This is a genomic window from Streptomyces sp. NPDC017520 (assembly GCF_044329855.1).
GTDB lineage: Bacteria > Actinomycetota > Actinomycetes > Streptomycetales > Streptomycetaceae > Streptomyces.
In genome coordinates this window covers 1-21,026 of record NZ_JBIRKB010000025.1, presented here as the reverse complement: position 1 = coordinate 21,026, position 21,026 = coordinate 1, and the positions used below count along the sequence as shown (strand labels likewise).

Annotated in this window: 16 protein-coding genes, 1 tRNA gene and 1 pseudogene; 6 read left to right on the top strand and 12 right to left on the bottom strand. The window is 73.0% G+C overall.

Annotation, left to right across the window (positions count from 1 at the left end; genetic code table 11):
* Positions 1–14: 14 nt before the first annotated feature.
* The 7 genes from ACH4KB_RS35330 to ACH4KB_RS35300 form a co-directional block, all read right to left on the bottom strand.
* Positions 15–88, bottom strand: a tRNA-Lys gene (locus tag ACH4KB_RS35330).
* The gene (locus ACH4KB_RS35325) at positions 79–774 is read right to left on the bottom strand and encodes a bifunctional DNA primase/polymerase (RefSeq protein ID WP_398070767.1); all 696 of its coding nucleotides are present in this window, start codon (positions 772–774) and stop codon (positions 79–81) included. Before ACH4KB_RS35325 ends, ACH4KB_RS35330 begins: the two co-directional genes overlap by 10 nt.
* 235 nt (positions 775–1,009) lie before the next feature.
* Positions 1,010–1,351, bottom strand: coding sequence for a hypothetical protein (locus tag ACH4KB_RS35320; RefSeq protein ID WP_398070765.1), 342 nt, complete (start codon positions 1,349–1,351; stop codon positions 1,010–1,012).
* A 142-nt stretch (positions 1,352–1,493) separates the two neighbouring features.
* A complete protein-coding gene (locus ACH4KB_RS35315) occupies positions 1,494–2,828 on the bottom strand; it encodes an AAA domain-containing protein (protein ID WP_398070901.1) in 1,335 nt (444 codons plus the stop codon).
* Between the two features lie 28 nt (positions 2,829–2,856).
* Positions 2,857–4,476, bottom strand: a complete 1,620-nt coding sequence (locus tag ACH4KB_RS35310) for a hypothetical protein (protein WP_398070763.1) — start codon at positions 4,474–4,476, stop codon at positions 2,857–2,859.
* The gene (locus ACH4KB_RS35305) at positions 4,467–5,474 is read right to left on the bottom strand and encodes a hypothetical protein (protein ID WP_398070899.1); all 1,008 of its coding nucleotides are present in this window, start codon (positions 5,472–5,474) and stop codon (positions 4,467–4,469) included. Before ACH4KB_RS35305 ends, ACH4KB_RS35310 begins: the two co-directional genes overlap by 10 nt.
* Positions 5,475–5,580: 106 nt before the next feature.
* Positions 5,581–6,594, bottom strand: a complete 1,014-nt coding sequence (locus ACH4KB_RS35300; RefSeq protein WP_398070761.1) for a phosphatase PAP2 family protein — start codon at positions 6,592–6,594, stop codon at positions 5,581–5,583.
* A gap of 246 nt (positions 6,595–6,840) precedes the next feature.
* On the opposite strand from ACH4KB_RS35300, the gene ACH4KB_RS35295 reads away from it, so the two are divergent.
* A complete protein-coding gene (locus ACH4KB_RS35295) occupies positions 6,841–7,437 on the top strand; it encodes a histidine phosphatase family protein (RefSeq protein WP_398070759.1) in 597 nt (198 codons plus the stop codon).
* A gap of 260 nt (positions 7,438–7,697) precedes the next feature.
* Here the strand turns inward: ACH4KB_RS35295 and ACH4KB_RS35290 are convergent, their stop codons facing one another.
* The gene (locus tag ACH4KB_RS35290; protein WP_398070757.1) at positions 7,698–9,179 is read right to left on the bottom strand and encodes a tetratricopeptide repeat protein; all 1,482 of its coding nucleotides are present in this window, start codon (positions 9,177–9,179) and stop codon (positions 7,698–7,700) included.
* A 294-nt stretch (positions 9,180–9,473) separates the two neighbouring features.
* On the opposite strand from ACH4KB_RS35290, the gene ACH4KB_RS35285 reads away from it, so the two are divergent.
* Complete coding sequence (locus tag ACH4KB_RS35285) at positions 9,474–9,842, top strand: hypothetical protein (protein ID WP_050359751.1); 369 nt, start codon at positions 9,474–9,476, stop codon at positions 9,840–9,842.
* 76 nt (positions 9,843–9,918) lie between these two features.
* On the top strand, positions 9,919–10,902 hold the full coding sequence (locus tag ACH4KB_RS35280) for a spermidine synthase (protein WP_398070755.1): 984 nt from the start codon (positions 9,919–9,921) through the stop codon (positions 10,900–10,902).
* A gap of 19 nt (positions 10,903–10,921) precedes the next feature.
* Here the strand turns inward: ACH4KB_RS35280 and ACH4KB_RS35275 are convergent, their stop codons facing one another.
* Positions 10,922–11,494 carry a hypothetical protein gene (locus ACH4KB_RS35275; protein WP_398070753.1) on the bottom strand — a complete coding sequence of 191 codons (573 nt, stop codon included), beginning with the start codon at positions 11,492–11,494 and terminating at the stop codon, positions 10,922–10,924.
* 140 nt (positions 11,495–11,634) lie between these two features.
* Here ACH4KB_RS35275 and ACH4KB_RS35270 point away from each other — a divergent pair, with 140 nt between their 5' ends.
* On the top strand, positions 11,635–12,447 hold the full coding sequence (locus tag ACH4KB_RS35270; protein ID WP_398070751.1) for a response regulator transcription factor: 813 nt from the start codon (positions 11,635–11,637) through the stop codon (positions 12,445–12,447).
* Positions 12,444–13,877, top strand: coding sequence for an ATP-binding protein (locus ACH4KB_RS35265; RefSeq protein WP_398070749.1), 1,434 nt, complete (start codon positions 12,444–12,446; stop codon positions 13,875–13,877). Before ACH4KB_RS35270 ends, ACH4KB_RS35265 begins: the two co-directional genes overlap by 4 nt.
* A 279-nt stretch (positions 13,878–14,156) precedes the next feature.
* Here the strand turns inward: ACH4KB_RS35265 and ACH4KB_RS35260 are convergent, their stop codons facing one another.
* Genes ACH4KB_RS35260 through aspT (ACH4KB_RS35250) form a run of 3 tightly spaced genes read right to left on the bottom strand, consistent with a single transcriptional unit; the run spans position 14,157 to position 19,214 of the window.
* The gene (locus ACH4KB_RS35260; protein ID WP_398070747.1) at positions 14,157–15,809 is read right to left on the bottom strand and encodes a bifunctional aspartate transaminase/aspartate 4-decarboxylase; all 1,653 of its coding nucleotides are present in this window, start codon (positions 15,807–15,809) and stop codon (positions 14,157–14,159) included.
* Between the two features lie 23 nt (positions 15,810–15,832).
* Positions 15,833–17,536, bottom strand: coding sequence for an aspartate-alanine antiporter (gene aspT / locus ACH4KB_RS35255; protein WP_398070745.1), 1,704 nt, complete (start codon positions 17,534–17,536; stop codon positions 15,833–15,835).
* Position 17,537: 1 nt separating this feature from the next.
* Positions 17,538–19,214 carry an aspartate-alanine antiporter gene (aspT, locus tag ACH4KB_RS35250; protein ID WP_398070743.1) on the bottom strand — a complete coding sequence of 559 codons (1,677 nt, stop codon included), beginning with the start codon at positions 19,212–19,214 and terminating at the stop codon, positions 17,538–17,540.
* 307 nt (positions 19,215–19,521) lie between these two features.
* On the opposite strand from aspT (ACH4KB_RS35250), the pseudogene ACH4KB_RS35245 reads away from it, so the two are divergent.
* Positions 19,522–20,628 (top strand): annotated as a pseudogene (locus tag ACH4KB_RS35245) (ABC transporter substrate-binding protein); the annotation flags it as partial.
* Positions 20,629–21,026 lie beyond the last annotated feature (398 nt).

Below are 21,026 nucleotides of genomic sequence, written 5' to 3'. Positions count from 1 at the left end.
GCTTCTTCTGTCTGTGCGCCGTCAGGGACTCGAACCCCGGACCCGCTGATTAAGAGTCAGCTGCTCTAACCAACTGAGCTAACGGCGCCTGGTGACGTCGTAGACATTAGCACCCTGATCCGCCCGAGGAAAAATCGAATGCCCGGCGCTCGGGGACGACGCGGACCGGCTCACCCGCACACACGCCCAGAGCAGCACATCGGGGCCCGGGAGCCAGGGATTGCGGGTGTCGGGGGCGACCACCCAACGCGGCCCGCCCTCGGACGACGCGCAGGTCAGCGGGGGTACGGTCACGGCGTCGCCGGTGCCGTGACAGAGCAGGGGCGGCACCGTGCCGCGCTGCTTCCCGGAGTCTCCGGCGCCCCCGGAACCACTGGTTCCCCACTCCTCCCAGGCGAGCAGCGAGGGCAGCCGCTGGGCCGTTCCGGGGGCGGCGAACAGCAGCATCCGGCCCCGGTGCGTGGCGACCGGACCGGAGCCGGGCCCCTCGGCCCAGAGCCGCTCCAGCATCCGTCGCCCGAACAGCGCCGGCACGTTCACCACGTCGAAAGCGGAACCGCAGGGGAGCACACCGGGGGCCGTGGGGCGCTCCTCCCAGTGGGCGAGCGTGCTGCGCGGATAGGGGGCGGCCCCCGCCAGCCAGGCGGCGCCGGCCGCCGTGACCTGTGCGGCCTGCGTGCCGGCCTCGTCCCGCAGCAGGGCGAAGATGTCGACGCCGCGGTGCGGGGCGGCACCGGCTTGCAGGGTCGTTTCGTCTTTCAGCCATGCGCTCATGGAACAAGGTCTACCGGGAGTGACGGGAAGGATTCCCAGGGTTGCTGGAAACCGGGACAGGCCGGGAGGGGAAGGGGTATCTTGCCCGCCGGAATATGCCACGGGACCTGACCCCTGGTCTGGCGTCCCGGACATCTGCCCTCCACCGGCCCTGTCTGCCCCACGGGCCACCGGGCGGAGCGTGCCCCCGCTCACCGGCCCCCGGCCACCCGCCACCGCCCTTCGGCCACGTGGGTCAGGTTCTGGGCGCGTCCAGCAGGGAGCGGCCGAACTCGATCATCTTCTTCGCGTAGTCCTCGGTCCACTCCGCGCGCTCCGCCACGTCCGCCGCGGTAAGCCGGTCGAACCGGCGCGGGTCGGCGAGCTGGGCCGCCGCCATCGCCTGGAACTCCACCGACCGGTCCGTGGCCGCCCGGAAGGCCTGCGTCAGCTCGGTCGCACGGGCCAGCAGCTCACGGGGGTCCTCCACCGACTCCAGGTCGAAGAAGTGCTCCGGATCCGCCGTGGCCTGAGACGGCTCGAAAAGCAGCGGCGCGGGGCGCAGCCGCTGCCGTTCGTTCCGCTCGGACTGTGTCATGTGGTGTTCCTCCCTGGGACGACCTGATGACCGGAGGATCCGGACGGCCACCCTCCATTGTCCAACCCCGCGCAAGGGGGCCGGGGCGTACGGCGGGGGCGCGGGGAAGCGCCTCCCACGCGGGGTGGCACGCGTCCCCGGCTCAGGGCCGCCACCGGACCCGGCGTTCCGAGAGGTGGGCCAGCACCGCGTGGTTCGCCTCCCAGCCGTCGGGGAACTTCACGGTGACGCCCAGCTGGACCGGCTCCGTGGACGGGTGCTCGTCCAACAGGTCCGCCACCCCCTCCCGGCACACCACGACGCAGGCGTGCCGGTGCCGCGAGGCCAGCACGCACAGGCGGCCCGTCTCCAGGTGGAACGCGGTCGCGTCGGGCCGTCCCGACAGCGGGTGCAGCACCACCGTGACGTCGAACTCGCGGCCCTGGAGGCGGTTGGCCGTGTCCACCGCCACCCCCGTGACGCCCAGCTCCGCGAGGGCCGCCCGCACCGCCGCCGCCTGGTCCCGGTGGGCCGTGCCGACCGCCACCCGGTCCGCCGTCACCGGCACCGGCTCCTCGGCCCGCTCGCTCGTCGCGACCCCGCCCCGGTCCAGCAGCCGCCGGACCACCAGCGCCACCGCCCGTACCGCCTCGGGGTCGGTGCGCGGGGTGTGCCGGGCGGGCAGCTCCAGCAGCCCCCACCCGGACTCCGCCGCCTCGTCCAGCACCCGGTCGGGGCCGGAACCGTCCGACGCCACCCCGAAGGAGAGCTTCCGGTCCCCGTGGTCCGTACCGCTGCGGAACGGTGTGTACGGGTAGAACGCGTCCGACACCAGCGGGGCCGCCGACGCCGGGAGCCGCCACGACACCGGCAGCCGGTGCTGCGGCAGCTCCGGATTGTGCGCGAGCAGCGTGGACACGGCGCTCGCGGACGGGTCGTAGCTCAGCCCCGCCCACTGGTCCGCGCCGACGATCGAGAACGGGTCCAGCTGGCCCGGGTCCCCGACGAACAGCGCCCGCTCGAACAGCCCGGCCACGGCCAGCAGCGCGTCGGAGCGCATCTGGTACGCCTCGTCGACGATCGCGTGCCCCCACGGCTCCACGTTCTTCACGTGCGCCCACTTGGCGGCCGTCGAGATCACCACGTCGAGCCCGGCCAGATCCGCCGCCTTCGCCGACTTCCTGACGTTCGCCAGCCCGTCCAGGACCTTGTCGTACGGGTCGGAGTCGCTGCTGTGGAGCCGGCCCACCGGCAGCTCCGGCTCCTTCTCCGCGAGCCGCACCACCAGGTCGTCGACCTGGGCGTTGGTCTGCGCGATCACCATCAGCGGATGCCCGGCGGCGGCCAGCTCCAGGGCCGCCCGGACCACCAGCGTCGACTTCCCGGCTCCGGGGGGCGAGTCCACGACGATGCCCCGGGCGCTGCCCCGGAGGGTGTCGTCGAGGATCGCGCCGGTCGCGCGCGCCGCCTCCGCACCCGGGTCGAAGACGGTCCTCATCACAGCAGGCCCTCACAGACGACGGTCTTCACAGCAGGTCCTCCGGGGTCACGGGGTCGGGTCGCTCCGCACGCACGGCGGCGTCCGCGCCCGGCGGGCCGCCGTGGGTCCACGGCGTCTCCTCCGGGTCCGGAAGCTTCGGGCCGCCGCGCTGGTCGTGCTCGAACAGGGTCCAGGCGATCCGCTCGCCGGGCTCCGGAACCGAACCGGGCGCGGGCTCCTTGCTCCGGCCCATCCGGTCCAGGATCCGCAGCACCAGCGGGGCCTCGCCGTCGTCGGCCGGGGGCCCGTCCGCGTACCGCACGAACTCCGCCGTCTGCGGCTTGCCCTCCAGCGAGCGGTAGACCTTCGTCCGCTCGGCCAGGTGCGGACGCTCGTCCGTGCGGACGGTGACCAGCGGGCGCGGGGAGGGCCGCTTGGACTCGGTGTACGCCATCTCCACCTCGGACACCGTGGCGAGGAACGCCTCGCCCGCCAGCCGCCGCCCCGCGAGCACCAGCGGATCATCCAGCGCCTCCTGCGCCTCCAGCTGGGCCTGGGCGGTCTCCCGGGAGGCCAGCTTCTGGGCCGCCGTCACCGCGTCGTCGCGGCGCGGCTGCGGCGGCTCGCCCGAACGCACCCGGTCCCGGTGCCCGGTGAACGACCACCGGTCCCGGGTCCAGCGGTCCTCGGCCCGGGCCCCCTCGGGCAGCTCCCGCAGCAGGTCGAGACCCCGCCAGACGGCGTCCCAGGTCGGCAGCATGACCCGCGCCAGCAGCGACCGGATCTCCCGCTCGGCGGCGCTCAGCTCACCGAGGCGGGCATCGGCGGCGAGCCCGTCCTCGGCGGACGCGAGCGCCGTGCGCGCCCGGTCGTACCGCTCGATCGCCGGGGCGAGGAGGCGGTTGTCGAAGTCCGGGTCGGTGGCCGGACCCGCCGGCGGGCACAGCAACTGGCCCTCCCGGTCCCGGGCCAGCTCGGCCCGGAGCGCGGCCTCGGCCCCCGAGGAGCCGGCCGGTGGATCGATCCAGGCCAGCAGCGCGCCCAGGTGCTGATCCTCCAGGCTGCTCTGCCCGGTCGCCCAGTGCCGGTTCAGCAGATCCGTGACGGCGGGCAGCAGCGAGGATCCGGGCACCCGGGCCCGCTCCCCGTAGTGCGTCAGCCAGCGGCCGAGCAGCGGCACCCGCGCCGGGGCCGGATACGGGGTGTCCGGATCGTCCTCGGCGGTACGGCGGAAACGCATGGAGCGGCCCAGCAGCCGGACGAACTCGACGCCCGCCCGGCTCGGCACGATCAGCTGGGCGGCGTCCGTGCACAGCTCGACCTCGACCTTGGTCTTCTTGCCCGTCGCCGGGTCCGTCTCATTCCGCTCGGCGGGCTCGACGACGTCCGCGTACGCCTCGATGTGCGGGAGGACGGCCTCCGCCAGCTCGGCCAGGAACGCGAACCGCAGATCCCGGTCGCGGGGCTGGGCGACGGCCAGCAGCCGGGGCGCCTCCCGGTCCGTGCCGACCAGCGCCCCGAGCGGGGCCCCGGCCTCACCGGCGGTGGTCAGCGGCACCAGCACGAGCGGCCGGTCGGTGAGATGACGGTGCCGGACGGTCGCCAGCGGCTGGGCGCGGCCGGTGTCGACGGCCTCCAGCCGGGCCAGGGTGGTGATCAGCGACATGTGGGCGCACCCTCCGGCACGTCCACCCCGGCGCGTGCGGCGGACGCGCTCTCCAGCGCCTCGGCACGCAGGGCGGCGGCCCGGCGCAGCGCGGCGACCGTCGGATCGGCGGGATCGCCCTCCTTGCCCGCCGCGGCGGCCAGCACCCCGGCCACCGTGGTCAGCCCGCCCAGCTCACCGCGCACACTGCGGCCCAGCGTCTCCACGGCCCCCTCGGCCCGGGACCTCGCCCGGCAGTGGAAGGCCAGCTCGCAGGCGGCCAGGCACTCCGGGGCGTACGCCGGGGGCACCGCCGCCACGGCGGCGTCCAGCTCCTCGGGCGGGCACGCCGGATCGAACGTCGTGCCCTCCGGCAGCGCCGCCGCGATGTCCTCGACGCGCGTCAGCCGGGTCAGCTGCCGGCGGGTCACGGCGCGCTGCTTGCGTACGTCGACGACGGAGGCGGTCGGCAGGTTCGAGAAGTCCTTGGGGCAGACCAGCAGCACCCGGTGCCCGACCTCCGCACCCTCGGTGACCGCCGCGACCCGCTCCAGCGCCAGCACGTACACCGCGGCCTGCCGGGCGGCTGCGCCGACCTTCGACGGGTCGGCCGACGCGTCGATCATGGGAAACGACTTGATCTCGACCACCGTCCACCGGCCGTCGGGGTGCACCACGACCGCGTCGGGCTCCAGATAGGCGGGGGAGCCCGCCACCTCCAGGGCCAGCATCGGGTGGTCCAGCAGCGCCCAGCCGCCCGCCGCCGTGGCCTCCCGCAGCGCGAGCGCGGTGCGCGCGGCGCGGCCCTCGGGACCGGCGGCGCTCAGATCCGGCGTGGCGGCGTCCCCCGCCGGGGCGTCGGCCCCGCCGCCGAGCCGCTCGTACAGCAGACGCAGCAGCTCCGCCCCGCCGTCGGCCTTGACCTTCGCCTCGAACGCGTTGCCCCGCATGAAGGCGAACTGGGACTGCCCGAAGGGGGCGGGGGAGCCGAGCGCGGTGGCCAGCACGCCCTTGTCCACCCCGGCGCCGTCGAGCAGGGCCCGCCGCTTGCAGCCGGGATTGGCGGCGAGGGCGGCCAGGGCTCTCGCGTCGAGCGGGTGCGGTTGGACGGACGGGCCGCGCAGCTCAGCGAGCCGCTGCCGGAGCGTCGTCGCTCGCGGCGGCGGCGGCGTCGTCGCCGGCTGTTGTGCCGCTGACTGCCGGGCCGGGGGGATCTGCGGAGGTGGTCCGCTGGCCGGGGATTCGCTCACCCGGGGAAGTCTTGCATCCGGTACTGACATTCGGGGGCACGCCCGCGGATACGGACCCGGCGACAGCGGCCCGGCCGCCCCCGCCGCTCCCCGCGAACAGGACGGCGGCCGGCCCGGTGAACCGAGCCGCGCCCCACGCCTTGAACCGGTCGGCGACCCGTATGACGGGCCTGACCAGCAGGGCTCCGACGCCCATCACCGCGGCGCCCGCGACGGCGTCCAGGAAGTAGTGGTTGGCGGTGCCCATCACGATGACCGTGGTGATCAGCGGATAGGCGACGCCCGCCGCCCGTACGAGGGGGTGGCGGCCGTGCCGCCACAGCAGGATCCCGCACCAGAGGGACCACCCGACGTGCAGGCTGGGCATCGCCGCGTACTGGTTGGTCATCCCGCTCAGCCCGCGCGGGGCGCTCGCCCCCGCGCCCCACCAGCCGTACGCGCTGTACTGCGCCATCGTGTCGACGAAGCCGTGGCTCGCGTCGAGCAGCCGGGGCGGGCAGGTCGGCATCAGCGTGAAGCCGACCAGCCCCAGCAGCGTGGAGTTCATCAGCCAGACCCGGGCCGCCCGGTACGCGGCCGACCTGCGCCGGAACATCCAGATGAGGACGGCCGGGGTGACCAGGTAGTGCAGGGACGCATAAGCGAAGTCGGCGGGTATCCCGAGCGACGGGGTGCTGGTGAAGAGACGGTTCAGCGGGTGCTCGGCGTTGAGGTACAGCGCCTGTTCCAGCCGCAGGATCGCCAGGCCGTGGTCGACCGCCGTCGACACATCGCCGCGCACCAGGAGCCGGCCCACCGAATACAGCGCGTACACCACCGCGATCAGTGGCAGCTCCGTCCACCAGCGGGGCCGATGACCGGTCGCGGGCGGCGCGGTGGCGTGCGGCATCCGGTAGCTCTCCCCATGTTCATGCGGCCGACGACGAACGTTCAACCGTACGGCGGCGCCGTGCCGCCGGTCCCCCGGGGGTCCCCTTCCGGACATCCCGTACGCAGCGGTCCCCAGCCCTGGTCCGAATTCCCGGCCGGGGCGCTGCTCAGGTGGGGACGCCCGCACGGCCCGGGAGGTTGCCTGCCGGGCCGGTACGGGATGATGGAAGGGCCCAGCAGCACCAACGTTCCAGGGAGAGCCTTCATGGCATCGCGCATCCTGCTCGCCCGGCACGGCCAGACCCAGTGGTCGGTCCGGGGCAACCACACCGGCAGGACGGACATCCCGCTCCTGGACGACGGGCGCGAGGGCGCGAAGCTCCTCGGCGAGCGGCTGCACCGGGCGCCGTGGGCGGGGCTGCCCGGCGTCGAGGTCCGCACCAGCCCGCTCGTCCGGGCCGCCGAGACCTGCCAACTCGCCGGGTTCGGGGAGCGGGCCGTGCCGTGGGACGCGCTGATGGAATGGGACTACGGGGCGTACGAGGGTCTGACCCCGGCCCAGATCAAGGCGGACCGGCCCGACTGGCTGATCTGGCGCGACGGGGTCCCGGACGGGGAGTCCGTCGCCGACGTCACGGCCCGCGCGGACGAGATCGTCGCCTGGGCCCGCTCGGCGGACCGGGACGTCCTGGTCTTCGCCCACGGCCACATCCTGCGGGCGCTGGGCGCGCGATGGCTGGGCGAGGACCTGTCCTTCGGCGCCCGCATCCGCCTGGACCCGACGTCGCTGTCGGTCCTGGGCTGGGCGTACGGCCTGCCGGCCATGGAACGCTGGAACGACACGGGCCACCTGGACCGCTGAGGGCTCACCCCCCAAGCCCGTCCTCCCCCCCGTCCTCCCCAAGCCCGTCCGGCGTTTGAGGACGGAACCCTTCGTCCGGTGGGCGGGATCTTCACGGGTCCCGTGGCGCGGGAGGCCCTGATCAGCTCCCCGGAATCCGCTGGTCGGTTCCGTCCTCAAGCGCCGGACGGGCTGGGGTAGCGCCCCCAGAATGTGCTGGCTGCTTTCGTTCTCCAGCGCCGGACCGGCTGGGATGGCCCCCGGCGGGCCGGGCAGTCGTCCTACCGGCCGGGGTGGTCGCTCGGGACCGACGGGGCGCCCGCCGGGCCCGGGGCCGACTCCTGGTGGCGGGTCAGGAAGGCGGCCACCGGGCCCGCCCCGGCCCGCGGCTCCAGTACCCGCGCCGCCCCCGCCAACATCCCCCGGATCCGCGAGGACTGGACCCGGGTCAGCAGGTCCAGCACCTGGTGCCCCGTCGCCGCCGCCTCGTCCACCCGCCCCGCCCGGGCCAGGTCACCCGTGAGCTGGGCCCGGTACAGCGCCAGGTTCCGGGTGAAGTGCGCGTCCTGGAGCGCCGTCGCCCGCCGTCCGTGCCGCGCGGCCCGGGACCAGTCGCCCAGCGCCGACCAGCACTGTGCCTCCAGCAGCTCCAGTTCCGCCTCCCGGAAGAAGCTCATCCACTCCGGATCACCCGCCGCCCTGCCCCGGTCGAACGCCGCCCGGGCCCGCCCGATCGCCCGGTCGCACCCCGTCCGGTCCCCGAGCCCCGCCCGGCCCCCCGCCTCCCGCAGCGCGAGCAGGGCCAGCAGCCGGGGCGACCCCAGCGTGCGCGCGGCCCGCTGGCCGGCCTCTGCCGCCCGTACCGCCTCCCGGGGCCGCCCCGCGTCCCGGGCCAGGAACGACGTGTTGCAGAACGCGTGCGCCTCAAGTCCCGCGTCCCCGGCCAGCCGCGCCGTGGCCAGTGCCTCCGCGTAGTGCGAGCGGGCGTCGTCGAAGCGGCCCGAGTCGTGGGCCAGCCAGCCCACCGAGATGGCCAGCTCGCCCGCGCCCGCGTGCAGCCGGTCCGAGGTGGCGCGCCGTGCGGTGGTCCCGGCGTCCAGCAGCTCGTACGCCGCGCGCAGCGGCTGGGCGGCCTGCCGGTAGAGCCCGTCGGCGCCGTGCCGGTCGTCCAGCAGCCGGATCTGCCGTACGGCCTTCTCGACGGCGGTCACCTCCGCCTCGCCGACTCTGCGCTGCGCGGGCAGAGAGACCCGGGCGGCGGAGGCGGGCGCCGCGCCGAGACCCAGGGAAGCGGCCGCCACCGTGGTGGTGCCGCTCGTCATGAACACGCGACGCAGCACGTCGCTCTCCTCGGGGATGTCGTCGGTTTCGGTATCGCGGTGGAGAGGGGCGGGGCGGGAAGGGGTCGGGGAAGAAGGAGGGGAAGGGGAAGGGGTGGGGGTAGGGGTGAACTTGGGTGGAGCCGTCGCGGGCGGCGGTTCGGACACGACCCGGGCGCCCCGCCCCCGTACGCTCTCGCGGGCCGAGAACCCCAGGTCGGCCAGGGACGCCCCCGGGAACATGTGCAGGAACACGCGTTCATAGGCGTAGTTGGGGCAGCGGATCTCCCCGGACTCCACGCGTCCGATGTAGCGGGCGTCGCACGCGACCTGCTCCCCGATCTCCCGCGCCGCTCTGCGGACGGCCGCCGCGAACTCCCCGGCGGAACGCTGCCCGCGCAGCTGACGGAAGGCGAGGTTGGGAACTGCCGCTGTCGCCACCATGGCCGGCCCCTCTCTGGTGCGGCCGGGGCCCGTGGATCCCGGTGCCCCGGCGGAGCAAGAACGTACCCGCTGTGACAGAGCGCACACGCAGCATTTCGGAAGGAAAGGGATGTACCGCCCCCGATCTGCCATGAACTGCCACCCTTTGCGGCGGTGTGGGCCCGTAGCCCTTGACGCACCGGGGCCGTTGGTCCATGTGGAGACGGAGCGTGGCTCCGTTCGGCGATGAGAGGAGGGGTTCCCTTGTTGCATCTCGGCAGGGAGACCGGCTCACGGACGACCTCGACGAAACCGATGGCCCCGGCGCAGGGCGACCAGTCCTGCGACCTCGTCACGGTCCCCGCCCGGCAGGGGCTGGAGGCCGTCGACATCCTCCGCCGCGGACGGGACCAGGAGCCCGTCGGCCCGGTCCTGCACGACGGAGCCTGCGACACCCTCGGATTCCTCGTTCCGCCGGGCACCGCCGACGCCTGGGACGTACCGGGCAGCGCCTGTACGCGGACCGACGGCCGTGGGCTGCGCATCCCCGCCGAGCCGCCCGGCTCCGGCTCCGGCTGGCTGCTCCCGCCCGCCGAGGACGCCCCGGTCACCGATCCCGCCGTGCTCCGCGCCGCCCTCGACCAGGCCGCCCGGCTGATCGAGGCGGCCGACAACTGCTGCTGAGCCCATAATGGCCGGACGGGCGGAACACCTCCGCGCGGCCGGCGACCCGGGCCCCCACCAGCAAGGACCAGCGAACGTGGCACGTCGAGGAGCGCCGGCCCAAGGCAAGGACAAGGCCGCGGGCAAGGGCAAGGCAGCCGGCCGGAACAAGGCCGCGGGCAAGGGCGGAGCCGACGGCGCGAAGGGGCGTCCACGCGGCGGCCGGGGATCAGGCCGGGCCGAGCGGGAGCCGGTCTCCCAGCAGGTCGGCGGCGGACTCGCCGAGCTCCTACCCGACCGGGAACGCCCGGGCGCCTGGACGCTCCTGATCGACGGCGCCCCGCAGTCCCACGTGGACCTCGACGACCCCGGGCACCTCTCGTTCGCCTACCAGCGCCGCCTCGGCCACGTCATCGACCTCGCCGCACCCCCGCCCCAGCCGCTGCACGTCCTGCATCTGGGCGGCGGCGCCTTCACCCTCGCCCGGTACACCGCCGCGACCCGCCCCCGCTCCACCCAGCAGATCGTCGAGCTCGACGCGCCCCTCGTCCAGCTCGTCCGCGACCACCTCCCGCTGGACCCCCAGGCCCGGGTCCGGGTCCGGGCCGCCGACGCCCGCGAGGGGCTCGGCAGGTTCCCGGACGGCTGGGCCGACCTGATCATCGCGGACGTGTTCAGCGGCGCCCGTACCCCCGCCCACCTGACCTCCGCCGAATTCCTCGCCGAGGTGCGCCGGGTCCTGAAGCCCGAAGGGCGGTACGCCGCCAACCTCGCCGACGGCCCCCCGCTCGCCCACCTGCGCGGCCAGGTCGCCACCGCCGCCGCCGTCTTCCCCGAACTGGCGCTGGCCGCCGACCCGGTGGTGTGGCGGGGCCGCCGCTTCGGCAACGCGGTCCTGCTCGCCTCGGCCGTGGCGCTCCCGGTCGCGGAGTTCACCCGGCGGGTGGCGAGCGACCCGCACCCCGGCCGCGTCGAACACGGCCGCGCGCTCACCGACTTCACCGGCGGAGCGGCCGTCGTCACCGACGCGGCGGCCAGACCCTCGCCCGCACCGCCGCCCTCCGTCTTCGAGAACCCGTGACGCCCTGGGGCGACCCTGATCACGGTTCGACGACCTGCACCGTCGGCGGAGTCCCGTTCCAGGTGCAGAACACCGAGTACGTCTTCCCGTTCTTCCCGCCCCCGTCGCTGAAGTCCACCCGGATCCACGCGTCGTTCGTCCACACCTGCATCGACCAGCCCGGCTCCGGAGTCGCCGAGACGAGCTTCGCCGAGCGCCTGCCGAGCTCGAACACCACCCGGCCGCCGTCGGTGCGATAGTTCTTCACCTTGCCCGAGGTCGCCGGCGCGGGCGGCTTCGCCGGGGTGGCCGACGGCGTACGGGAGGGGCGCGGGGCGGACGGCGACGGGCTCGCCCCGCCGGTGCGCGACGAGGCGGAGGGGGAGACGGACGGGGAGGGGGAGGGGGAGGTCCGGTGCGTCGAAGAGACGAGCGGCTCCCCGGTGCTCTGCCCGATGCGCTGAGGCGGCCCCGAACCCAGCGAGACCGGCACGGCCCGGGGCGGGTCGTAGGCCGTCCCCGTCATGACCGTGTGCACGCCCCACCAGCAGAGCGTGACCGCCGCGCCGGTGGCGAGCGTCCACGCCAGCGCGTGTACGAGTCCTCGTTGCATCGGCACATCCTGCACTACCCGGCCCGCCCCGCTCGCCCCGCCGGCCCCGGAGGCCGTGAACAACCGGCCTTCTCCGGCCTTTACGGAGGTTTCCGGCGGGACCGCGACCGGGCCCGTCGGCATGGCGTACGGTGCCGCCCATGGCAAGTGTGCTCGTGGTCGAGGACGACCAGTTCGTACGTTCCGCCCTCATCCGGCACCTCAGTGAGGCCTCCCACACGGTACGGAGCGTGGGCACCGCGCTCGAAGCGCTGCGCGAGGTAGCGCACTTCCGCTTCGACGTGGTCATCCTCGACCTCGGGCTGCCCGACCTGGACGGCGCCGAGGCGCTGAAGATGCTGCGGTCCATCACCGATGTGCCCGTGATCATCGCCACCGCCCGGGACGACGAGAGCGAGATCGTCCGGCTGCTCAACGACGGCGCCGACGACTACCTGACGAAGCCGTTCTCCGTCGAGCACCTCTCCGCCCGGATGGCCGCCGTGCTGCGCCGCTCGCGCGCCGCCGGCGGTGAGGCGCCGCCGCCCAGGGTCATCCGCGTCGGCGGGCTCTCCATCGACCCGCTGCGCCGCACCGCCGAGCTCGACGGGGCCGAACTCGACCTGACCCGCCGCGAATTCGACCTGCTCACCTTCCTGGCCGGACGGCCCGGTGTGGTCGTCGCCCGCAAGGAGCTGCTGGCCGAGGTCTGGCAGCAGGCCTACGGCGACGACCAGACCATCGACGTCCATCTGTCCTGGCTGCGCCGCAAGCTCGGCGAGACCGCCGCCCGGCCGCGCTATCTGCACACGCTGCGCGGCGTCGGCGTGAAGCTCCAGCCGCCGGCCGATGCCCCGGCCGGTGCCAGGACCGACGCCCAGGCCGGTGCCAGGGCCGACGCCCAGGCCGGCGCCAGGACCGACGCCCAGGCCGGTAGACCGTTCGATACGCCGCTCTCGGAGCCGCCCGCATGAGATGGGCCCTGGTCAAGGTCTGCCTCGCGGTCACCGCCATGGTCGTCATCGCCTTCGCCGTGCCGCTCGGACTCGTCATCCGGGAGATGGCCAGCGACCGGGCGTTCTCCGACGCCGAACGCCAAGCCGCGATGATCGCCCCGACGCTCTCCATCACCACCGACCGCGAGGAGCTGACCCGGGCCGTCCTGTCCACCGAACCGGGCGACCGGGGACGCCTCGCCGTCCATGTCCCCGCCGAGGGCGGGGCTCTGGACATCGGCACCCGGCGCGCCACCCCCAAGGACGTGGCGACCGTGCGCAAGGCCGGGCGCGCCTCCATCACCGAGGTCACCGGCGGCTTCGCGCTCCTCCAGCCGACCGCGCTGGGCACCGGGGACATCGCCGTCGTCGAGGTGTTCGTCCCCGAGGGTGAGGTCTCCCACGGCGTCGCCACCGCCTGGCTGACGCTGGCGGGCGTCGGCGTCGCGCTGATCGTCGGCTCGGTCGCGGTCGCCGACCGGCTCGGCGTACGGATGGTGCAGCCCGCCCAGCGCCTCGCGGGCGCCGCCCAGGACCTGGGGGAGGGCCGCCTCGGCACCCGGGTACCCGAGGACGGCCCCACCGAACTACGGTCCGCCGCCGTCGCGTTCAACTCCATGGCCGACCAGGTCGTCCAGCTCCTGGCCAACGAGCGCGAGCTGGCCGCCGACCTCTCGCACCGGCTGCGCACCCCGCTCACCGTGCTCCGGCTGAACGCCGCGTCCCTCGGCGAGGGCCCGGCGGCCGAACAGACCCGGGCGGCGGTCCAGCAGTTGGAGCGCGAGGTCGACACGGTCATCCGGACCGCCCGCGAGCAGCGCCCGCAGTCCCCGGGCGGGCAGGCGGGGGCGGGCTGCGACGCCTCCGAGGTGATCCGTGAACGCATGGGCTTCTGGTCGGCGCTCGCGGAGGACGAGGGCCGCGAGGTGCGCCTCGCGGGAGTCGACCGTACGGTGCGCATCCCCGTGGCCCGCCCCGAACTGGCCGCCGCCCTGGACGCGTTGCTCGGCAACGTCTTCCGCCACACCCCCGAGGGCACCGCCTTCTCCGTCGACGTCCACCACAGCGGCGACGCGGTCATCGTGCTCGTCTCCGACGCCGGCCCCGGGATCTCCGACCCGGAGGCCGCCCTCGCCCGGGGCGCCAGCGGGCGCGACGGAGCGAGCGGGTCCGTCGGCTCCACCGGCCTCGGCCTCGACATCGTGCGCCGGGTCGCCGAGTCCACCGGCGGCGACCTGCGCATCGGCCGGTCCGTCCTCGGCGGCACGGAGGTCCGGATCTGGATCGGCCTGTACGGCAGCCGCCCCGAGCGCGGCCGGCGCGGTCACGGCCGCCGGGTCGGCCGCCGGGCCGGCTGGCAGCGGCGCAAGGAACCCCGGGCCACGACCGTCCCCGGGCCCCAGCATTAACCCGCGCCGATGGGTTCCTTAAGCCCGCCCTAAGAACCTCAACGGCGGTCCGTAACACCCTCTTTGCCCGTTCCGTTGCCGCTAGCGTGTTCGTCGTACCTCCTCGTCGGCGGTACAGCCCCCCCCACGCCGGCCCCCGCTGCCACCGGTCGCCCCGGTGGCGGTGGGGAAACCGGCGGCCAGCAGCCCGCACGTCCCCCTCGGGCCCCGAGCCGCACCATGGCCCCCCACCGCGCGCCCCGGCCGGACCCCACCCCACCTCCGGCCGGGGCGTGCACCTCACCCGGCCTGGGCCCGCCACTCCTGTGCGTACGCGTCGAAGATCGCCCGCAGGTGGTGGCCGATCTTCAGGTAGTCCAGATCGTCCAGGTTGGCCAGCGACACCCGCACCGACCACTGAGGGCCGTCGAAGCCGCCGCCGTTGAGCAGCACCACCGACGTCTGCTCGGCCAGCCGGAACAGCGGGTCGACCGGCTCGTAGTTCTTCTCCAGGAAGTCGGCGAACGGCTTCCCGTGCACGCGCTCCGCCTCGGCCAGCAGATCCAGCTCGATGTAGTACGCCGCCCGCTTCGGGTCCTCCGAGACCTTCATGTGCGCGCCCTCCAGAAGGAGTTCGAGCCGCTGCCGGACGATCGACCGGATCCGGTGCTTGTAGGCCTGGCCCTCGTCCAACATGTCGAACAGCGAGAACAGCACCATCATCATCTGCTGCGGCAGCGACAGACCCGCCGTGTGGTTCAGCGCCACCTGCCGGGAGTCCGCCACCAGCCGGTCGATGAACCGGATCTTCTCCGGCTCCAACGACAGGGTGCCGTAACGCTTGTCGAGCCGGTTCTTCTGTTCCCGGTCCTGTTCCGCCAGCATCGCGTCGATCACGTTGTCGTCGTGCAGTGCGATCACTCCGAGCCGCCACCCCGTCGCCCCGTAGTGCTTGGAGTAGGAGTAGACGAGCAGCGTGTTGCGCGGCAGATCGGCCGCGAGCGAGCGGAAGCCCTCCACGAAGGTCCCGTACACGTCGTCGGTCACGATGATCAGGTTCGGGTTCCGCTCGCCGACGACGGACACGATTCTCTCGGAGACCCGGGTGGAGAGCGCGAGGGAGGGCGGGTTGCTCGGGTTCACACAGCAGACCAGCTTCACCGACGGGTCCGCCAGCTTGTCGATCTCCTCCTCCGGGTAGCGCCACTGCCGCACCCCGGTCTCCGTGAACAGGCTCGCCTCCACCCGCACCACGTCGAAGTCGTACGTGTCCAGCTCCGGGATCTCCAGGTACGGGGTGAACACCGGAACCATCAGGGCGATCCGGTCGCCCTTCTCCAGGATTCCGTTCTTCATCAGCGAGTCGAAGACGTAGCACATCGCCGCCGTGCCGCCCTCGGTCGCGAAGAGGCTCAACGTCTGTCCCTCCGGCGGCCGGTGGTCGAACATCTCGTCCGCGATGTAGCCGCGCACGATCTGCTCGGTGTGGTGCAGGATCCGGTCCGGTACGGGATAGTTGTCGCCGATCGAGGAGTCCGCCAGCTCGTGCACGAACGCGTCCCGGTCAAAACCGAACCGCTTCACCGCCAGGTCCACGCTCGCCTTCAGCAGCTCGATGCCCGGCAGCTCCGGGTGCGTACGGACGAAGTGCTCGAAGCGCTCCGCGCACCCCGGCTCCTCCGGCATGCCGCCCAGGTTGTCGGCCGTCCACACCCGGCGGGACTCCGACAGCGCGAAGTAGCCGAGCGCGTGGTACGCCTCGCGGGGCCCCGTGGCCACCCAGTTCGGGTTGCCTCGGCCCGCGTTGAGCATCGTCCGGGTCGACTTCCCCTTCTGACCCGGCTGATCGCTCTGCGCGGCCGTCGCGATCTGGATGAACTTGTCCTTCAGCTCGAACGGGGAGAGCTGGGCGAACGACCGGATCTCTTCACGGCTGATGCTGGTCTTGGGCATGGTGGTGTCCACTCCGTAGCGGGTCAGTGGTTCAGCAGGACGATCACGGCGCCCCACACCGTCAGCAGCACGTTGCCGACCGCGTACGGGATGGTGTAGCCGAGGGTGGGGATCTGGGACTTCGAGGTCTCGTTGACGGCGCCGATCGCCGCCGTGGTGGTCTGGCCGCCCGCCAGGACGCCCATCAGGATCGGGAAGCGGATCTTCTGCACGTAGTGCCCGACCAGGAACCCGACGATCAGCGGCACGACGGTGGCGACCGCGCCCAGGAGCAGCAGCCCCCAGCCGGCCGAGGAAAGCCCGCTGGTGAATCCGGGCCCGGCGTTGATGCCGACGACGGCCACGAACAGGCAGAGCCCGAGCGTGTCCATGAACCACTGCGCGCCGGGCGGCACATTCCCGTACGTCGGGTACTTGCCGCGGATCCAGCCGAAGACGAGCCCCATGATCAGGCCGCCGCCCGAGGTCGACAGGGAGATCGGCACCCCGCCCGCCGTCAGCGCCGGGATGCCGACGCAGCCGCCGAGGAAGATGCCGAGGCCGACCCAGACCATGTCCGTCGCGAAGCTCGTCGGGACGGGCTTGCCCAGCGCCTTGCCCGCCGGGCCGACCAGGCGTGCCGGGCCGGTGAGGACGAGCGTGTCACCGCGCTCCAGCTTCGTGGACAGCCGGTAGGGGAAGAGGGCCCCCGCCCGGTACAGCTTGTCGATGTACACGCCGACCATGAACGGCTCCCGCCGCACCTCCTCCACGGTCCGGCCCAGCTGCGCCTTCTCCGAGACGACGACGTGCAGCGTCTCGGTGCGGTAGCCCAGCAGCGTCACGTCGTCGGCCTCGGACCCGATGTGCGTGCGGGCGTCGAACTCCACCAGGTCGCCCCGGACGGCGCTGACAGCGACGGTGTCGCCGAGACGCAGTGTGCGGGACTGGTCGTGCTCCAGGACCGTGCCGTCGCGGCGGATCCCGGTGAGGTAGACCCGGCGGCCCAGCGCCTTCTGCTGCTCCTCGAAGTCCGCCACCGAGCGGCCCACCAGATCGGGCCGCTCGACGCTGTACGCGCGCAGCACCACCTCGTAGTACCCCTCGCCCTCGTCCGGGCTCTCGTCCGGCGCGTCCAGCTCCGCCGCCAGCTCCGCGCTCTCCTTCGCCAGGTCGCGGCGGTAGAGCCGCGGCAGGACGTTGGCCAGGAGCATCGCGCACAGGATGGTGCCGAGCGGATACGTCACCGCGTACCCGACGGCGACCAGGTTCTCCTGGGTCTTCACCTCGGCGGGGGAGAGGCCCGGCAGGGTGCCGATCGCGTCCTGGGCGACACCGATCGCGGCAGACTGGGTCAGCGCCCCGCTCATCAGTCCGGCGCCGAGCCCGGGACCGTAACCGAGCAGGTTCGCGAAGAGCCACGACACCAGCAGCCCGGTCACACAGACGACCACCGCGTTGACGACCTGCGGCAACCCGTCCTTGCGCAGCCCCCTGAAGAACTGCGGGCCGACCCGGTATCCAAGGGCGAACAGGAACATGATGAAGAACAGGTTCTTCACCGTGTCGTCGATCTGGACCTCGAACTGGGCCCCGAGCAGCAGCCCGGCCACCAGACAGCCCGTCACCGCGCCCAGCGCGATCGTCCGGTAGCGGACCTTCCCGAGCAGGAAGCCGAACGCGACGACGAGGAAGACGAGCAGCTCGGGGTGGGGCTGGAAGATGTTCCGGTTCAGGAAGTCGATCACGTCACGCCCCCAGTACGCCGACGAGGAGGGGCCCGGTCAGGGGCAGCAGGAAGTTGGAGAGCGTGTACGTGATCGTGTAGCCGAGAAGCGGTACGGAGCTCTGGGCCACCTGGGTGATGGAGGTGATCGCCGGGGTCGAGCACTGCTGTCCGGCGATCGCGCCGATCAGCAGCGGTTTCTCGATCTTCAGCAGCTTGCGCCCGACGACCAGGGAGATCGTCGCCGGGACCAGCACCATGGCGATGCCCGCGAACGGCAGCAGCGCCCCGTACTCCTTCAGCAGCGGCCAGGCCTGGGGTCCCGCCGCCAGCCCCGTGCAGGCGATGAAGACGGCCAGCCCCATGTCCTTGAGCGTGCTCGCGGCCTGCGGCGGAAACGCCCCGAAGGTCTGGCTGCGGGAGCGGAACCAGCCGAAGACCAGGCCGGAGATCAGACAGCCGCCGCCGGTGCCGAGCGACATCGGGATGTCCCCGAGCTTCACGACGATCTGGCCGAGCAGGGAGCCCGCCACGATGCCGAAACCGAGGTAGATGAAGTCGGTGGCGTCGTTCTTCACCACCGCGCCGAGCTTCGCGACGAGCCGGTTGAGCCCGCCCCGGGCGCCGACCAGGGTGAGCACGTCACCCCGCGCGAGGACCGTCTCCCCGCTGGCGGGCAGGTGCTGGTCGTTGCGCAGTACGTCGGTGACGTAGACGCCGTCCTTGCGGAACTCCGGATGGCGCTTCTCCAGCCGGTCGATCGTGGCGCCGATCGTCTCCTTCTCGGTGACCGCGACCTGACTGGTGGCCAGCGGGGCGTCGAGCCCCGGCACGGCCGGGGTCTCCGGGCCGATCTCCCGGCCCGCCTCGATGATGGCCGCCCGCTCCCCGACCACCTGGATCAGGTCGCTGAGCGTCAGCTCAAGGCCCGGAGAGGGCGTCAGCAGCCTGCTGCCGCGCTTGACGCCCTCGACGGTGATCCGCCCGCCCAGGGCGCTCTCCAGACCGCCGACGGTCCGCCCGTCCGCCAGCGTCACCAGATAGGTGCGGCCGACCATGCCGGGCAGCGCCTCGCGCTCGTCGGACTCCAGCCCGGCCTGGCCGCCGCGCATCTTCTCCCACAGCTCGCGCGAGGCGTCCGCCAGGTTGATGCGCATCAGCATCGGCATGATCTGGCTGGTGTAGAGCACGATGGTGATCAGGCCGAACAGGTAGCAGACCGTGTACGCGGTGGCCACGTGCCCCTGATACTGGCTGATCTGCTCGGAGGTCAGGTCCTCCAGCTTGCCGATGGCCTCGGTCGCCGTCCCCACGACGGCGGACTCGGTGGCCGCCCCGGCGAGGATTCCGGATGCCGTGCCCACGTCCAGGTCGAAGGCCTTGGCGAGCCCGTAGGCGATGCCCAGGACGCAGACCACCTCGATCAGGCAGAGCGCGAAGAAGCGCAGGCTCTTGCGGTTGAGGTTGGCGAAGAACTGCGGTCCGGCCATGTAGCCGAGGGAGAAGATGAACAGCGCGAAGAAGACGGTCTTGACGTCGTCGTCGACGCTGACGTGCCGCGTGCCGAGCAGCAGCGACACGATCAGGGTGCCGCAGATGCCGCCGAGCGTGATCGGGCCGACGCGTAGTTTGCCGACGAGGTAGCCGGCCGCGAGGCAGAAGAAGAGGGCCAGTTCGGGATGGTCACGCAGTACGCCCATCCCGCCTCACTCACCGGAGCTGGTGTCGGCGACCAGGGTGATCAAAAGGTACATAAAGGAGAAATTAACAGGGGCGGGGTGGTCCGGCAGCGCGCCCGGCCCGGTCCGCCCCCGTTCATCTTCCGACGGGAGGGCGGCTCAACACCCCCTTGATCGCCCGCTGGACATCCCTCGGCAACGGAATCGTCTTCAACTCTTGACACCCACCCCCTTCAGGCAGCAACCTTCCGGCAACGGCGCATGGGAGCGCTCCCACTCTGGGGGAAGGTCTCGCGCGCTTCCCCTTCCCGGAACAAGGAGCAGTGGAATGCGCATCACCCGCAGCGTTGCCGGTCGACGCAGGAGAACCGCCTTCGTGGCCACCACGGGCCTCACGGTCACCGCCCTCCTCCTCACCGGATGCGGCGGCTCGTCCGATTCGGACAAGGGAGCCGACGCGGACGGGAACATCACCCTGACCCTGGCCGACTTCGGGCAGTTCGGCTACAAGGAGGCCGGGCTCTTCGAGAAGTATCACGAGCTGAACCCGAAGATCACGGTCAAGGAGGACACCACCGCCGAGGAGAAGAACTACTACCCCAAGCTCCTCCAGCAGCTGAACTCCGGCAGCGGCCTCGCCGACGTCCAGGGCATCGAGGTCGGCCGGATCAAGGAGATCGTCGACACCAAGGCGGACTCGTTCGCCGACCTCTCCAAGGCGATCAGCGTGGACGAGTGGGTGTCGTGGAAGGCGAAGCAGGCCACCGCCCCCAGCGGCGCGGTCATCGGCGCCGGCACCGACATCGGCCCCATGTCCCTCTGCTACAACCGTGAGCTGTTCGAGAAGGCCGGACTGCCCACCGACCGGACCGAGGTCGCGAAGCTGACCGAGGGCGGCTGGGAGGACTTCCTCGCCCTGGGTGAGCAGTACAAGAAGAAGGCCCCCAAGGGCACGTACTTCATGGACTCCGCGAGCGCCATGTTCAACGCCGTGGTCAGCTCCAGCCCCGAGCAGTACTACGACGCGAGCGGCAAGCCGATCTACGACAAGAGCGCCAGCGTCGAGAAGGGCTGGAAGCTCGCCGCCGAGGCCGCGTCCAAGAAGCTGACGCAGGGGCTGGCCCAGTTCGAGGACCAGTGGCAGGCGGCCCTGCGCAAGAGCACCGTCGCCACCGTCGTCTGCCCCGCCTGGATGGCCGGCCAGATCTCCACCTACGCCGGTGACGCCAACAAGGGCAAGTGGGACATCACCAGCGCCCCGGGCAACACCTCAGCCAACTGGGGCGGCTCCTTCCTCGCCGTCCCGAAGTCCGGGAAGAACGTCGCCGAGGCCACCAAGCTCGTCAAGTGGCTGACCGCCCCCGAGCAGCAGGCCGCCGTCTTCAAGGCGATCGGCGTCTTCCCGTCCAACCAGGGCGCCTACGAGCTGCCCGACGTGAAGAACGCGACCCTGCCGTACTTCAACAACGCCCCCATCGGCCAGATCTACGCCGACGGCGCGAAGTCCATCCCCGAGGCGGTCCTCGGCCCGAAGGACGGCGTGATCAAGGACTCCATCTCCACCCAGATCAACAACATGGAGCAGCGCGGCACCAGCCCCGACGACGCCTGGGACGCGGCCGTGCGGACGATCGACAAGGCCATCGGCTGACCTGACACCGGACCGGCCCGCGCCGGTCCCGCGCCCGGGGGGGGGGGGGGCCCCCCCCCCCCCCCCCCCCCCCCCCCCCCCCCCCCCCCCCCCCCCCCCCCCCCCCCCCCCCCCCCCCCCCCCCCCCCCCCCCCCCCCCGCCCCCCCCCCCCCCCCCCCCACCACCCCCCCCCCCCCGCCCG

Bases quoted from the DNA above. Each gene is read 5' to 3' on its own strand.
- ACH4KB_RS35325 (WP_398070767.1), bottom strand. From the start codon at position 774: ATGAGCGCATGGCTGAAAGACGAAACGACCCTGCAAGCCGGTGCCGCC.
- ACH4KB_RS35320 (WP_398070765.1), bottom strand. From the start codon at position 1,351: ATGACACAGTCCGAGCGGAACGAACGGCAGCGGCTGCGCCCCGCGCCG.
- ACH4KB_RS35315 (WP_398070901.1), bottom strand. From the start codon at position 2,828: ATGAGGACCGTCTTCGACCCGGGTGCGGAGGCGGCGCGCGCGACCGGC.
- ACH4KB_RS35310 (WP_398070763.1), bottom strand. From the start codon at position 4,476: ATGTCGCTGATCACCACCCTGGCCCGGCTGGAGGCCGTCGACACCGGC.
- ACH4KB_RS35300 (WP_398070761.1), bottom strand. From the start codon at position 6,594: ATGCCGCACGCCACCGCGCCGCCCGCGACCGGTCATCGGCCCCGCTGG.
- ACH4KB_RS35295 (WP_398070759.1), top strand. From the start codon at position 6,841: ATGGCATCGCGCATCCTGCTCGCCCGGCACGGCCAGACCCAGTGGTCG.
- ACH4KB_RS35290 (WP_398070757.1), bottom strand. From the start codon at position 9,179: ATGGTGGCGACAGCGGCAGTTCCCAACCTCGCCTTCCGTCAGCTGCGC.
- ACH4KB_RS35285 (WP_050359751.1), top strand. From the start codon at position 9,474: ATGGCCCCGGCGCAGGGCGACCAGTCCTGCGACCTCGTCACGGTCCCC.
- ACH4KB_RS35275 (WP_398070753.1), bottom strand. From the start codon at position 11,494: ATGCAACGAGGACTCGTACACGCGCTGGCGTGGACGCTCGCCACCGGC.
- ACH4KB_RS35270 (WP_398070751.1), top strand. From the start codon at position 11,635: ATGGCAAGTGTGCTCGTGGTCGAGGACGACCAGTTCGTACGTTCCGCC.
- ACH4KB_RS35265 (WP_398070749.1), top strand. From the start codon at position 12,444: ATGAGATGGGCCCTGGTCAAGGTCTGCCTCGCGGTCACCGCCATGGTC.
- ACH4KB_RS35260 (WP_398070747.1), bottom strand. From the start codon at position 15,809: ATGCCCAAGACCAGCATCAGCCGTGAAGAGATCCGGTCGTTCGCCCAG.
- aspT (WP_398070743.1), bottom strand. From the start codon at position 19,214: ATGGGCGTACTGCGTGACCATCCCGAACTGGCCCTCTTCTTCTGCCTC.